General features: G+C 74.9%; 6 protein-coding genes. All 6 read left to right on the forward strand.

Annotated elements, in window-relative coordinates; all coding sequences use genetic code 11:
• The first annotated feature begins 69 nt into the window (after positions 1–69).
• Genes ACQPZO_RS12645 through ACQPZO_RS12670 form a run of 6 tightly spaced genes read left to right on the forward strand, consistent with a single transcriptional unit; the run spans position 70 to position 14,196 of the window.
• Positions 70–3,297: a non-ribosomal peptide synthetase gene (locus ACQPZO_RS12645; protein WP_433349948.1), complete on the forward strand. Its 3,228-nt coding sequence runs from the start codon at positions 70–72 to the stop codon at positions 3,295–3,297.
• Positions 3,290–5,560: a beta-ketoacyl synthase N-terminal-like domain-containing protein gene (locus ACQPZO_RS12650; protein ID WP_433349950.1), complete on the forward strand. Its 2,271-nt coding sequence runs from the start codon at positions 3,290–3,292 to the stop codon at positions 5,558–5,560. The genes ACQPZO_RS12645 and ACQPZO_RS12650 overlap by 8 nt, the downstream gene beginning before the upstream one ends.
• On the forward strand, positions 5,560–5,826 hold the full coding sequence (locus tag ACQPZO_RS12655) for a phosphopantetheine-binding protein (protein ID WP_396672296.1): 267 nt from the start codon (positions 5,560–5,562) through the stop codon (positions 5,824–5,826). The genes ACQPZO_RS12650 and ACQPZO_RS12655 overlap by 1 nt, the downstream gene beginning before the upstream one ends.
• A complete protein-coding gene (locus ACQPZO_RS12660; protein WP_433349953.1) occupies positions 5,826–9,272 on the forward strand; it encodes a non-ribosomal peptide synthetase in 3,447 nt (1,148 codons plus the stop codon). The genes ACQPZO_RS12655 and ACQPZO_RS12660 overlap by 1 nt, the downstream gene beginning before the upstream one ends.
• Positions 9,269–12,157 (forward strand): beta-ketoacyl synthase N-terminal-like domain-containing protein, encoded by a 2,889-nt coding sequence (locus tag ACQPZO_RS12665; RefSeq protein ID WP_433349955.1) that lies wholly within the window; start codon positions 9,269–9,271, stop codon positions 12,155–12,157. Before ACQPZO_RS12660 ends, ACQPZO_RS12665 begins: the two co-directional genes overlap by 4 nt.
• Complete coding sequence (locus ACQPZO_RS12670; protein WP_433349957.1) at positions 12,154–14,196, forward strand: non-ribosomal peptide synthetase; 2,043 nt, start codon at positions 12,154–12,156, stop codon at positions 14,194–14,196. Before ACQPZO_RS12665 ends, ACQPZO_RS12670 begins: the two co-directional genes overlap by 4 nt.
• Positions 14,197–14,206: the final 10 nt, after the last annotated feature.

Genomic DNA, 14,206 nt, shown 5'->3' on the forward strand with positions numbered 1-14,206 from the left:
GAGGATTTCCCCGGGGAGCGGGAAACGATGCTCTGTCGGGTGGGACGTCCGGCGGACCACGCTCGATGCATGGTTCGTACCGGTCCTGCTTCCTTCGCTCAGGAACGACTCTATTTCCTCAACCAGCTCCAGCCCGGCAACCCGGCGTACGTGGTGGCCTTCGCGGTCCACCTGCAGGGCGCGCTGCGACCCGAGGCGCTGCGCGGGGCGCTGACGCGCGTCGTCGCCCGGCACGACGCGCTGCGCACCACGTTCGCGCTGGTCGACGGTGTGCTCACCCAGCGGGTGTCGCCCACCCCGCACGCGGACATCGACATCCAGGTAAGCGGGTGGGCCGACCGGGACACCCAGGAGACCTTCCTGCACACCCTGGTCGCCGAGCAGGCCCGGCGTCCCTTCGGGCTCGGCGACGGGCCGGTGCTGCGCGCCTTCCTGCGTTCCTGGGGCCCGGACGAGCACACGCTCGCGGTGTTGGTGCACCACATCGCCTGCGACGGCTGGTCGGTGGGCCTGCTGCTGCGGGACCTCGCCGCCGAGTACAACGCCGTGCTGTCCGGGCCCGGCGTCGCCGCGTACGCCGAACCGGCGCAGTCCCACCTGGCGTACGCGCGGCGGCAGCGCGAGTCCTGGGAGCGCGACAGCTCCGGGCTGGACTTCTGGCGAGCCCGGCTGCGTGACGTCCCGCAGCTCGCGCTGCCCACCGACTTCCCCCGGCCGAGCGTGCTCAGCGCCGACGGCGCGGTGCTCCGCCGCCCCGTCGAGCCCGCGCTGGTCGAGCGGCTCACCGGATGGGCCAGGGCGCGGGGCGCAACGCTGTTCGCGGTGACGCTGGCCGCGTACGCCTCGGTGCTGTCGCGGTACGCGCGCCAGGACGAGGTGGTGGTCGGCGTGCCGGTGGCCAACCGGATGGACGAGGCCGAGGAGCGCGTCGTCGGCTGCCTGGTCAACACGCTGCCGATCCGCCTCGACGTGTCCGGCCGGCCGAGCTTCGCCGAACTGGTCGACCGGGCCCGCAAGGCCAGCATGGCCGCGTTCGCCAACCAGGACGTGCCGTTCGAGCAGATCGTGCGGGCCACCGTGGGGGAGCGGCAGCTCAGCCACGCCCCGCTGTTCCAGACCTCCCTGACGGTGCAGAACTTCCCGTTCGCGTTCCCTGAGTTCGACGGGGTGAAGCTGACCGAGGTCGACGTCGAGATCGACGTCACCAAGTTCGATCTGGGCCTGACCCTCGACGTCTCCACCGCCACGCCGTTCCTGCGTGCCGAGTACAGCACCGAACTGTTCACCCCGGCTACCGTCGAGACGCTGCTCAACCACTACCTGACCTTCCTGAGGTCGGTCGTCGACGAGCCGGGCGACGAGCCGTCCATGGTGGCCGAGGCCGAGCGGCTGCTGCTGACCGAGGGGGTCAATCCGCCGGTCCCGCAGCGGCCGGTCGAGCACCCGTCGGTGCTGCGCCGGTTCGCCGAGCACGTGGCGCACACCCCGGACGCGGTGGCGGTGCGCCACCGGGACGTGGAGGTCACCTACGCCGAGCTGGACCGGTGGGCCGGGCGGATCGCGGCGGGCCTGGCCGATCGGGGCGTACGGCGCGGCGACCGGGTCGGGCTGCTGCTGCGCCGCTCGCCCGCGATCGTCGCGGCGATCCTGGGCGTGTGGAAGCTCGGCGGCGTCTACGTGCCACTGGACCCCGAGTACCCGCAGCAGCGCCTCGAACTGATCACGGCCAGCGCTGCGATGCCGTTCATGTTGGTGGAGGCCAGCACCGCCGACACCGCCGGGGCGCTGGCGCAGGACCGCGACATCCGGCTGGCCGACGCGCACACCCTCAACGGGACGTCCGTGGTCGCGGAGACGTTCCCCGGGCCGGATGACCAGGCGTACATCATCTACACCTCGGGCTCCACCGGCGTGCCCAAGGGCGTCATGGTCGGACACGGCGGCCTGGACGCCCTGCACAGCCCGACCCCGGCCGGCCTCGACGTCACCGCCGCCGACGTGTGGCTGGCGGCGAGCTCGTTCTCGTTCGACGCCTCGGTGTGGGAGATGTGGGGCGCGTTGACCACCGGCGGCCGGCTGGTCGTCGCCGACCAGGCCGACCTGGTGGACCGGCAGCGGCTGGCCGCGCTGGTACGCCGCGAGGCCGTCACGGTGGTCTTCCAGACCCCGGGTGCGCTCTACCGGCTGCTGCCCCCCTACCTGCGGCTGCTGGGCGCGCACGAGGTCTCCAGCATCCGCTACTTCATCCTGGGCGGCGAGGCGCTGAGCTGGTCGCGGGTCACGTCGCTGGTCGCCGGCACGCCGGGCCTGCGCGCGGTGTTCGTCAACATGTACGGCATCACCGAGGGCACCATCCACGTCACGATCTTCGCGGCGCCCGCCGCGGACCTGGCCCGGGTCAGGGAGGGCAACGTCGGTGTGCCGTTGCCGTCGGGGCGCTGCTACGTCCTCGACGACGACCTGCGGCCGACCGGTCTCAACGTGCCCGGCGAGCTGTACTGCGGCGGCGTGCTCGTCGCGCACGGCTACGTGGACAACCCGGAGCTGACCGAGGCGCGCTTCCTGCCCGACCCGTACGGCAGGGGCGTGATGTACCGGACCGGCGACGTGGTCAAGTGGGGCGTCGACGGGAACCTGGTGTACCTCGGCCGCAACGACACCCAGGTGCAGCTGCGCGGCTACCGCGTCGAGCTGGCCGAGGTCGAGGGCGCGTTCCTGACCCACCCGGCGGTGCGTTCGTGCGCCGTGGCGGCGGAGAACGACGAGCTGGCCGCCTTCGTCGTCGGCGAGTTCGGCCCGGACGCCGAACGCGAGCTGCGTGCCCACGTGCGGGGGACGCTGCCGGCGTACATGGTGCCGTCGCGGATCCTGACCGTCGCGGCGGTCCCGCTGACCGCGCACGGCAAGGTGGACACCGCGCGACTGCTGGCCGACAGCCGCGCCGCGCGCACGGCCGCCGCCCCCGAGGCGCGGCGCGACCTCACCGCCGGCACCGGGCTTCAGGAGCGCATCCGGGCCTGCTGGGGCGAGGTGCTGGACCGGGGCGACATCGGACTGCACGACAACTTCTTCGACCTGGGCGGGCACAGCTTCACGCTGATCGCGCTGCAACAGCGGCTCTCCGAGGAGGGCCTGGACGTCTCCGTGACGGACCTGTTCCGCTCCGGCACGGTCGCCGGCTGCGCCGCGCACCTGCAACAGGAGGCCCCGGTCCTCGCCGACGCGAAGACGGCGCAGCGCCGTCAGGGCCGCGCCCTGCTCGCCGACCGGCGGCGCACCGGAGGCGGCCGTGGCTGAACTCGACGACAGCGCGGCGGTGGCGGTGGTCGGCATGGCCGTACGGGTCCCGGGCGCCGAACGCGACCTGGACCTGTTCTGGCACCACGTGGTCAACGGAGTCGACGCGGTCACCTTCTTCACACCCGAGCAGCTCGTCGGCTGGGGTGTGCCCAAGGACGTGGTGGAGCGGCCCGACTTCGTGCCCGCCCGGGCGGTGCTGAGCGGCGCGGACCGCTTCGACCACCGGCTGTTCAGCTACTCGCCGTCGGACAGCGCGCTGATGGACCCACAGCAGCGGATCCTGCTGGAGTGCGCCTGGACCGCGCTGGAGCACGCCGGCTACCCGCCCGTCGCCGCCGACGGCAACCGGATCGGCGTGTACGTCGGCACCGGCCTGAACGTCTACCTGCTCGACAACGTGTGGCCCAACGAACGCGCGGTCGAGGCGGCCGGCGGCCTGGGGCTGATCATCGGCAGCGACAAGGACTTCGCGGCCACCCGGATCGCGTACAAGCTCAACCTGCAGGGTCCGGCGCTGGCCGTGCAGACCGCCTGCTCGACGTCGCTGGTCGCGGTGCACCAGGCGGTGCAGGCGTTGCTGACCTACGACGCCGACGTGGCGCTGGCCGGGGGCGCCACGGTTGCCCCACCGACGCGGCGCGGGCACCTGTACGAGCCCGGCGGGATCTTCTCCGCCGACGGCCGGTGCCGGGCCTTCGACGCGGCGGCCGACGGCACCGTGCCCGGCGACGGCGCGGGCGTGGTGGTGCTCAAGCGGCTCGGGGACGCGCTGCGCGACGGCGACACCGTGCACGCCGTGATCAGCGGCTCCGCGGTCAACAACGACGGCTCCCGCAAGGCGGGCTTCACCGCGCCCGGCCCCACCGGCCAGAGCGGCGTGATCTCGGCGGCGCTGAGCGTGGCCGACGTCGACCCGGAGACCGTCGGCCTGATCGAGACCCACGGCACCGGCACCGCGCTCGGCGACCCGATCGAGGTGGCGGCGCTGCGGCAGGTCTTCGACAGCGTCCGGCCCGGCCGGCTGCCCTGCGCGCTCGGCGCGGCCAAGTCGGTCGTCGGGCACCTGGACACCGCCGCCGGGGTGATCGGCCTGGTCAAGACGGTGCTGGCGCTGCAGCACCGGGTGATCCCGCCGATCGCCCACCTGCGCACGCCCAACCCGGCGGTCGAACTGGACGGTTCGGTGTTCGAGCTGCCGGCGACGGCCCGGCCCTGGGAGCCGATCGACGGCGTACGCCGGGCCGGGGTGAGCGCCTTCGGCATTGGCGGCACCAACGCCCACGTCGTGCTGGAGGAGGCCCCGGCCGTCCGGCCCCGGTCGCGCCGCCACGTCACCGAGCTGGTCCTGGTCTCCGCCAAGACCGCCGCCGTGGCGCAGGACAGCCTGGACCGCACCGTCGCCCGCGTGGCCGGTACGACGCCCGGCGAACTGGCCGATTTCGCGTACACGCTGCGGACCGGCCGGGCCGAGCTGCCGTGGCGGGCCGCGTTCCTGACCGGAGCACACGGCTCGCCGGCGACGGTCCGGCAGGCCGACGCGAAGGCGCGGGCGCGCGGGGTGGCGCTGTACCTCACCGGGGCCGGCGAGCTGACCGGCAACCGGCCCAACTACGACGCCGACCCGGTGTACCGCCGGGTCGTCGACGAGGGCGTGGCGCTGCTGCGCGAGCACGACCTCGACGAGGCCGTCCGGGAGCGCTGCGATCGGCTGCTGGCCTGCGTCGGCCTGGCGCGGTCGCTGCGCAGCCGGGGCCTGGCCCCGCGCGCCGTGGCCGGCGCCGGGATCGGCGCGGTGGCCTGCGCGGTCGTGGCCGGGATCATGTCCGTCGCGGACGCGCTGGGGCTGATCCGCGGCACCGGCGTCGACGGCATCCGGCTCGGCACGGCCGACCTGCCCGTCCACGGCTCGGACGGTCAGCCGCTGACCGGCGGCGGCGACCTCGCGTACTGGCGGGCGCGGGCGGCCGAACCGCCTGCGCCGGCGACGCTGCCCGTCGACCTCGACCCGGTGTTCTGGATCGAGGTCGGTACGAGCGTCACCCCACACCTGGGCCCGGACCAGCCCGTCCTGCCCGCCGACCGGCACGCCCGGCTGCTGGCGACCGTCGGCGCGCTGTGGCAGCTGGGTGTCATCGGCGCCTGGGACGGCGTGCACGACACCGGACGGCGTCGGCTGCCCGCCCCCACCTACCCCTTCGCGGCCACCCGGCACTACCTGGACGCCCCCGCGACCCACCTGGACACAGAGAGGCACCACTGATGCGCGACGTACACGACCGGACCTGGGTGGCCGAGTTCGAGGAGCTGTGGATGGAGGTGCTCGGCGTCGACACGGTCGACGACGACGACGACTTCTTCGACCTCGGCGGCCACTCGCTCAGCGCGCTGCGGCTGAGCACCCTGATCCGTCAGGAGCTCAACCTCGCGGTGATGTTCGGCCACGTCCTGGAGAACCCCCGCCTCGCCGACCTGCGTGACGTCGCGAGCCAGGTGTCGCCGGACAAGCCCGTGGCGGAGAGCGTGTGATGGCCGCCCGCGACCTCACCACCTGGACGCCGCTCGCCGCGCAGGTGCTCGGCCTCACGCCCGAGTACCTGCACGACGCGGCCGGCACGGAGTCGTTCGTCGCCCTCGGCGGCACCTCGCTACAGGCCATCGCGTTGGTCTCGCTGGGTCAGCGTGAGCTGCGGGCACACGTGGACAGCGCCCGGCTGCTGTCGGCGCTGCCGCTGGCGCGGGCGCTGGCCGGCGCGGTGGACTACGTGGACACCGCTCCGCCGGTGGCCGCGCGGCGGCCCGCCGAGCTGGAACTGCTGCCCGGCCAGCGGTCCATGCTGGCCGCGCACCTGCTCGACCAGGACGCGCCCTACCACCTGATGTTCACGCTGGAGGCGGACGGGCCGCTCGACGAGGCCCGGACCCGCTCGGCGTTGCGCGAGCTGGCGACCCGGCACGAGGCGCTGCGCACCCGGTTCGTCCGGGACCCGCGTCAGGTCCGGATCGTGCTGCCCGCGCCGTACGAGCCGAGGCTGCTGCACCAGACGTTGCCCGACGACGACGCGGTACGCGCCGTGCACGAGCTCTACGGCCGGTCGGCCGCGCGGTTGCTGCGCCCCTTCGAGCAGCCGCCGGTCGTCTTCGTGCTGACCCGTGCCGGGCGGCGCGACCTGCTCACCATGCTGGTGCACCACACGATCAGCGACGGCTGGAGCGTCGGCGTGCTCTGGCGCGAGTTCGCCGAGCTCTACGCCGGCAACGGTCCGGTGGGCGCCGCGCCGTCGCCGGACTGGGTCGGCTCGCGGCTGGCCGCGCAGGAGGCCTCCGGGGCACTGGACGCCGCGCTGGCCCGGACGGCGGCCCGGCTGGACGGCGCGCCGTTCACGGTGACGCTGCCCACCGACCTGCCGCCGGTCGTCGAGGCCGACGGTCACGGCGCGCGGCTGCACCTGCACCTCGACGCCGAGGCGGCGGGGGCCGCGACCGAGCTGGCCCGGCACTGCCGGGTGACGGTGACGTCGGTGGCCATGGCGGCGTGGGCACTGGCGGTGTCCCGCCGCGCGGGCCTGACCGACCTGGTGCTCGGGGTGCCGGCGGCGGGCCGGTTCGAGGCGGGCATGGACGCCATCGTGGGCCTGTGCACCCGGGTCGTCCCGGTGCGCTGCGCCGCGGCCGACGACGTCGACGTGCGGGACTACGTACGCGGCGTGGCGGCGGCGCTGGCCGAGGCGGCGGCCGACGCCGACGTGCCGTTCGAGCGGGTCGTCTCCGGGCTCGGCGTCCCCACCGACCCGGGTCGCAACCCGTTGGCGCAGGTCGGCTTCGCCGCCCACCACGAGCTGGTGCCCGACGAGCTGGCCGGCGGTGGCCGCACCTGGCGGGTGCACGAGGGCCACTGCCACGGCGCGGTGTTCGACGCGCTGCTCTACCTCCAGTCGTGGTCGGGTCGTCCCCGGTTCGCCCTGGAGTACGCGACGTCGGCGCTCACCGCCGCCGACGCCGGGGAGCTGGCCGAGTCGTTCCGGGCGGCGCTGCTGGAGCTGGCCGCCGGTCCGGGCGCAGCCCTGCGTACCGTCACGACCCTGTCGGCGCGGCAGCACGCCCGGCTGCGGGCGCTGGGCGCGGGCGGCTCGTACGACACCTCCGGCGACGTGTGGAGCCGGTTCGCGGCGCACGCGGCGTCCGCGGGTGAGCGGATCGCGCTGGTCGACGCGCCCGCCGGGCTCACCCTGACCTACCGCGAGCTGCACGACCATGCCGTCGAGCAGTCGCGGCTGCTGCACGCCCATGGTGTGCGCGCCGGTGACGCGGTGATCCTGGAGCTGCCGCGCTCGGCCGCCGAGGCCGTCGCGGTGCTGGGTGTGCTGCGGCTGGGCGCGTACTACGTGGCAGTCGACCACCTCGCCACCGACGAGTGGCGGGCACACCTGGCCGCGGCCGTCGCGCCCCGGGCCCGCCTCGGCGCGGGCCCGCCCGGCCCGCAGTGGTCGGGCGTGGTCGACTGCGCCCCGGCCTGCCTGCGCACGCCGCCGCAGGCGGGGGACGACGCGATCGGGGCGGCCCCGGCCGGCCCGGCGCGGACCGCGTACGTCTCCTTCACGTCGGGCTCCACCGGGGTGCCCAAGGGCGTGGTCGTGCCGCACCGGGCGGTGCTGCGGCTGGCCGACGATCCCAGCCTGTTCGCCGACCCGGCGGGCATGCGGATCATGCGGCTGTCCCCGCTGGCGTTCGACGCGTCCACGCTGGAGCTGCTGGTGCCGCTGGCCAACGGCGACACGGTGGTGGTGTTCCCGCCCGGGGAGCCGACGCCGAGCGGACTGGCCGAGTTCCTGCGCACCGCCGAAATCACCCACGCCTGGCTCACCTCGGGCGTGTTCCACCTGGTCGCCGACCACCGCCCGGACGCGTTCGCCGGGCTGCGGCAGCTGTTCACCGGCGGCGGCGTCGTCTCACCGGCGCACGTGCGCCGGGTGTTGCGGGCCTGCCCGGGGCTGCGGGTCACCAACGCCTACGGCCCCACCGAGAACACCACGTTCACCACGACGTACCCGGTCGACCACGCCGACGCGACGCCCGATCCGCTGCCGATCGGCGCGGCGGTGCACGGCACCGACCTGTACGTCGTCGACCCGTCCGGACGCCTTGTCCCGCCGGGCGCGATCGGCGAGTTGCAGACGGCGGGCACCGGGCTCGCCGACGGCTACCTCAACGACCCCGCGCGCACGGACGCGTCGTTCGTGCGGCACGCGGGCCTGGGTGCGCGCCTGTACCGCACCGGGGATCTGGTGCGCTGGGGCGCGGACGGGCAGCTGCGCTTCCTCGGCCGCAACGACCGCCAGGTGAAGATCGCCGGGCACCGGGTGGAGCTGGTCGACGTCGAGCGCAGGCTGCGGGCGCAGCCCGGGGTGCGGGACGCGGTGGTGTTCACCACCGGGGATCCGGCGACCGGCGTACGCCTGTGCGCCGCGCTCAAGCCCGCACCCGACGGCCTGGTGGTGACCGCCGTGCGCCGTGCCGTGGAGGCCGAGCTGGCCCCCTACGCCCGGCCGCAGCATTGGGTGACCGTGGCCGAGTTCCCGCTCGACCGCAACGGCAAGGTCGACCTGAGGGCCCTGGGCGCGCTGGCCGCGGTGCCGCAGCCCACCGCCGGTACGCCCGCCGCCGGCACGCCCGCAGCAGCGGCGGCGGGGCGGACGGCGTCGACCCTCGCCCGGCGCTCGGTGTCGCTGGCCGAGTTCGAGGAACTGGTGACGGTGGCCTGGGTGGAGGCGCTGGGCACCGACGACTTCGACGTCGACGAGGCGTTCTTCGACGTCGGCGGGGAGTCGCTGCGGCTGGCGATCGTGCGCCGGCTGCTGCAGGAGCGGCTGGCCGGCCGGGTCATCCCGCTGACCGACCTCTACCGCTTCCCGACCGTCCAGACGCTGGCCAGGCACCTGCACGCACAGACCGAAGGAGTAGGCGCATCCTCATGAACGGCGACATCGCGATCGTAGGCATGGCGGGCCGGTTCCCCGGCGCTGCCGACGTCTGGGAGTACTGGTCCAACGTGGTCGCCGGGACGATCACGATCAGCGAGCTGACCCGCGGCGAGCTGCTGGTTGCAGGCGTGGCCGCCGACCGGATCGACGACCCGGCGTACGTGCCGGCGCGGGGCGTGCTGGCCGACCCGGACCTGTTCGACGCCGCCTTCTTCGGCATCACGCCACGGGAGGCCGAGACCATGGATCCGCAGCACCGGCTGCTGATGCAGACGGCGTGGGCCACGTTGGAGTCCGCCGGGCTGGTTGGCCAGCAACCGTTCGGGCGGGTCGGCGTGTTCGCCGGGGCCGGCTTCAACTACTACGCGCTGCACCACGTGTTCACGCAGCCCGGCCTGGTCGAGACCCAGGGGCTGCTGTCGGTCGTGCTGGGCAACGAGAAGGACCACCTGGCCGCGAAGATCGCGTACCGGCTGGACCTGGGCGGCCCGGCGATCACCGTGCAGACCGCCTGCTCGACGTCGCTGGTGGCGGTGCACCTGGCCTGCCAGAGCCTGCGCGCCGGCGACTCGGATGTCGCGCTCGCCGGCGGAGTGTGTGTGGCCGTGCCGCAGCAGGCCGGCTACCTCTACGAGACGAAGGGCATCATGTCGCCGGACGGCACGTGCCGGCCCTTCGACGCCTCGGCCGACGGGACCGTCCCCGGCAACGGCGTCGCCATGGTGGCGCTCAAACGCGCCGAGGACGCCCGCCGCGACGGGGACACCGTGTACGCCCTGATCAAGGGGTCGGCGGTGAACAACGACGGGGGCCTGAAGGTCGGCTACACCGCGCCCGGCGTCGCCGGGCAGATCGACGTGTTGACGCGCGCGTACGCCGCCGCCGGCGTCGACCCCGCGAGCGTCGGTTACCTGGAGGCGCACGGCACCGCCACCGAGGTCGGCGACGCGATCGAGCTGGCGGCGTTGACCGAGGTGTTCCGTCGGGGCGAGCGGCCGTGCTCGATCGGCTCGGTCAAGGCCAACGTCGGCCACCTCGACGCGGCGGCCGGTGTCACGGGCCTCATCAAGGCCACGCTGGCGCTGCACTTCCGGCAGATCCCGCCGCTGGCCGGCCTCAAGCAGGCTCGGCCCGAGCTGCTCGACGGGTCGACCCCGTTCACTGCGGACAGCGTGGCCCGACAGTGGGACACCGCCGGCGGGCCGCGTCGGGCGGCGGTCAGCTCCTTCGGCCTGGGCGGCACCAACGCCCACGTGGTGCTGGAGGAGGCCGACGGGCCGGCCGTGCCCGGTCCCTCCACGGCCGACGGCGACACTGAGCTGATCGTGCTGTCCGGGCGCAGCCCGGAGGCGGTCCGTGCGGGCGCCGAGCAGCTGAGCGAACACCTGCGGCAGCGCCCCGACCTGGCCGTCGGCGATGTCGCGCTGACGTCGCAGACGTACCGCCGGCACTTCCCGCACCGGCTCGCGGTCGCCGCGCGGGACGTCCCGGCGGCGCTGACCCGGCTGCGCAGGGCGCCGGTCCGCGAGGCGGCCCGCCGGCCCAGCGTGGTGTTCCTGTTCCCGGGCCAGGGCGCGGAGTTCCCCGCCATGTCGCGGGGCCTCTACGACCGTTACCCGTCCTTCCGCGCCGACCTCGACCACGGGGCGGGGCTGCTGGCCCCGGACCTGGGGTTGGACCTGCGCGACGTGCTGGTCGACGTCGACCCGCACGGCGTCGTGCACCGCACCGACATCACCCAGCCCGCGCTGGCGCTGCACGAGCTCGCGCTCGGCAGGCTGCTGGTGTCGTGGGGCGTACGCCCGGCGGCGCTGATCGGCCACTCGATCGGCGAGTTCGCGGCTGCGGCGCTGGCCGGCGAGATGGCCGCCGAGGACATGCTGCGCCTGGTCGTGACCCGTGGCCGGCTGATGCAGGACGCGCCCGAGGGCGGCATGCTGGCCGTGCTCGCGCCGGTGCCCGCCCTCCAGGAGCACCTGGCGGGCCTGGACGACCTCGACGTGGCCGCGCGCAACGGCCCCGAGGTCACCGTGGTGGCCGGGCCGGTGGCGCAGCTCGCCGCGTTCCGGGAGCGCCTGGCGGCGGCCGAGATCCGCTGCCGGACGCTGCCCGCGCAGCGCGCCTTCCACTCGCGGATGATGGCCGGCGCGGCCCGGCTGCTCGGCGTCGAGGCGGATCGCATCGCCCAGCGGCCCCGCACCATCCCGGTGGTCAGCAGCATCGACGGCGGGTTGCTCGGCAAGGGGCTGCCGCGCGCCGAGGGCTACTGGGCCGCGCAACTGCGCAGCCCGGTGCGCTATTACGACGCGCTGCTGACGGGGCTGGGCCTGCCCGATCCGGTCCTGGTCGAGGTCGGGCCGGGCACCGCGCTGACCGGCGCGGCCCGGGAGACGCCGCAGGACGGGCGGCGGGTACCCGGGTTCGCCCTGCAGCCCCGGCCGACGGAGCGGGCCGACGCCGGTGACGTGCTCGCCGGACTCGGCGGGCTGTGGACCGCCGGAGCGGCCGTGGACTGGGCCGCGGTGCGCGGCGACAGCAGGGCGCGGCGGGTCGCGCTGCCCACGTACCCGTTCGCCCGTACCCGGCACTGGCTCGACGCCGCGCCGGCGCGACCGGCCGAGGACCCTCCGCAACCGGCGGCGGACCCCGCCGGTGCGGGTGGGGACGAGGTGCTGAAGGAGATCATTGAGCTGTGGGGCCGGATGCTCGGCTCTCCCGAGATCGGGCCGGACGCGAACTTCTTCGCGCTGGGCGGTGAGTCGCTGCTGTTCATCCGCATGATCAGCCAGGTGCAGCGCCGGTTCGGGGTGCGCGTGCAGACGGAGGCGCTGTCCGCCGACCCCACGCCGCGCGTGCTGGCCGGGCTGGTGACGGCATGACCGGCCGTGCCGATCCGACCCTGGCCGCGGCGGTGGCGGTCGTGCTCTGCCACCGCCTGTCGGCCGCGACCTCGGTCGCCGTGCGCGGCCCGTGGGGCGACAGCCTGGTGCGGGTCCTCCCGGACAGCACCCTGACCCAGGTACGCGAGCAGACGCGCGGCCCGCAGCCGAATCCCGCCGTCGTGGCCCCCGCGTCGGACGGGCCCTCGGCGTCCGTCGGGCTGGCGGCGCCCACGACGGGCGGCGCCGGGGCGTCGGCGGTGCTGGGCGGAACACCGGTGTGGTTCGCCCGCGACCACGGCGATCCCGCACACCTGCAGGAGCGCCTGGACACCCTGCACGCCTGGCTCGCCGCCCACCCGGACCGGCCGGTGCGGGAAGCCGTGCTGGTCGGCCCGGGGGAGCGCAGGACGTTGCTCGGCTTCAACGCCGCGCCGACCCCCGCGCCGCGTACGCCCGTGCACGAGACGATCTGCCGCCAGGCGCAACTCACCCCCGACGCCGTCGCGCTGCGCGGCGGCGGGCGCGACCGCACCTATCGCGAGTTCCTGGACGAGGCGGCGGAGCTGGCGGGGCGGCTGCGCGCCGAGGGAGTGGGGCCCGGGTCGGTGGTCGGCCTGTGCACCGAGCGGAGCCCCGAGATGGTGGTCGCGGTGCTCGGCGTCCTGCTGGCCGGCGGGGCGTACCTGCCGCTGGATCCGTCCCACCCGCGCCCCCGACTGGACCTCATGCTCCGCACGGCCGACGCGGTGCTGGTGCTGGCCGACGACGCGGGGCGGGCCGCGCTGGGCTCCGGCGGGGAGCCGTCCGTGCCCGTACGGCCGCTGGCGGGCGGTGACCTGCCCGCCGCGCCGGTCGACTGGCGCGGCTACCGGGCGCCGGAGGAGGTGGTGCGGGGGCTGTCGTACGTCATCTTCACCTCCGGCTCCACCGGAGCGCCCAAGGGCGTGCAGATGACGCACCTGTCACTGGCCAACCGGCTGGTGTGGATGCGGGACGAGTACCCCATCGGCCCGGGCGACCGGGTGCTGCAGAAGACGCCGTACACCTTCGACGTGTCGGTGTGGGAGCTGTTGTGGGCGTTCATGACCGGCGCGACCCTGGTCACGGCCGAGGCGCAGGCGCACCGCGACCCGCAGGAGATGGTCGAGGTCGTCGCCCGCGAGTCGGTGACCACGGTGCACTTCGTGCCGTCCATGCTCGCTCTGTTCGTCGAGGAGCGCGGGCTGGGCCGGTGCACCGGCCTGCGCCGGGTGATCTGCAGCGGGGAGGCGCTGCCGCCGAAGCTGGTCAACAAGCTCACCACCGCTCTGCCGCAGGTCGAGGTGCACAACCTGTACGGGCCGACCGAGGCGGCGATCGACGTCACCGCCTGGCCGTGCCGGCGGCCCGAGCCGGGCGACACCGTCCCCATCGGCCGGCCGATCACGAACGTCGCCGCGTACGTCCTCGACGAGCGCGGCGAACTCGCGCCGCTGGGTGTGCCCGGGGAACTGGTCCTCGGCGGGGACTGCCTGGCCCGAGGGTACGCCGGGCGGCCCGACCTGACCGCCGAGCGGTTCGTCGAGGTCGACGTCGCCGGGTGGCCGCAGCGGGTGTACCGCACCGGCGACCTGGCCTGGTGGTCGCCGAGCGGGCACCTCAACTACGGCGGGCGCATCGACACGCAGGTGAAGATCCGCGGGCAGCGGGTGGAACTCGGCGAGATCGAGTCGGTGCTCAACCGGCACCCGCTCGTCGCCAACAATGTCGTGCTGCTCCGCGAGGACCTGGGCGTCGCGGCGACCCTGGTGGCGTACCTGGTGGCCGAGCGCGACGCCGACCCTCGGCGGCTGGCCGAACCCGCGCTGCGCGCCCTCATGGCGCAGCAGTTGCCCGACTACATGGTGCCCCTGCGGTACGTGGTCCTCCCGGAGCTGCCGGCGACCGCGAACGGCAAGGTCGACCGGGGTGCCCTGCCCGCGCCGCCGGCCCGGGTTCGCCGGCCGGTCGTGACCGTCGACGCCGCTGTCGGCCTGTCGGACGCCGGGCGTCGATGACCGGACCGTG

The sequence above is a fragment of the Micromonospora sp. CA-111912 genome, assembly GCF_050948415.1.
GTDB lineage: Bacteria > Actinomycetota > Actinomycetes > Mycobacteriales > Micromonosporaceae > Micromonospora.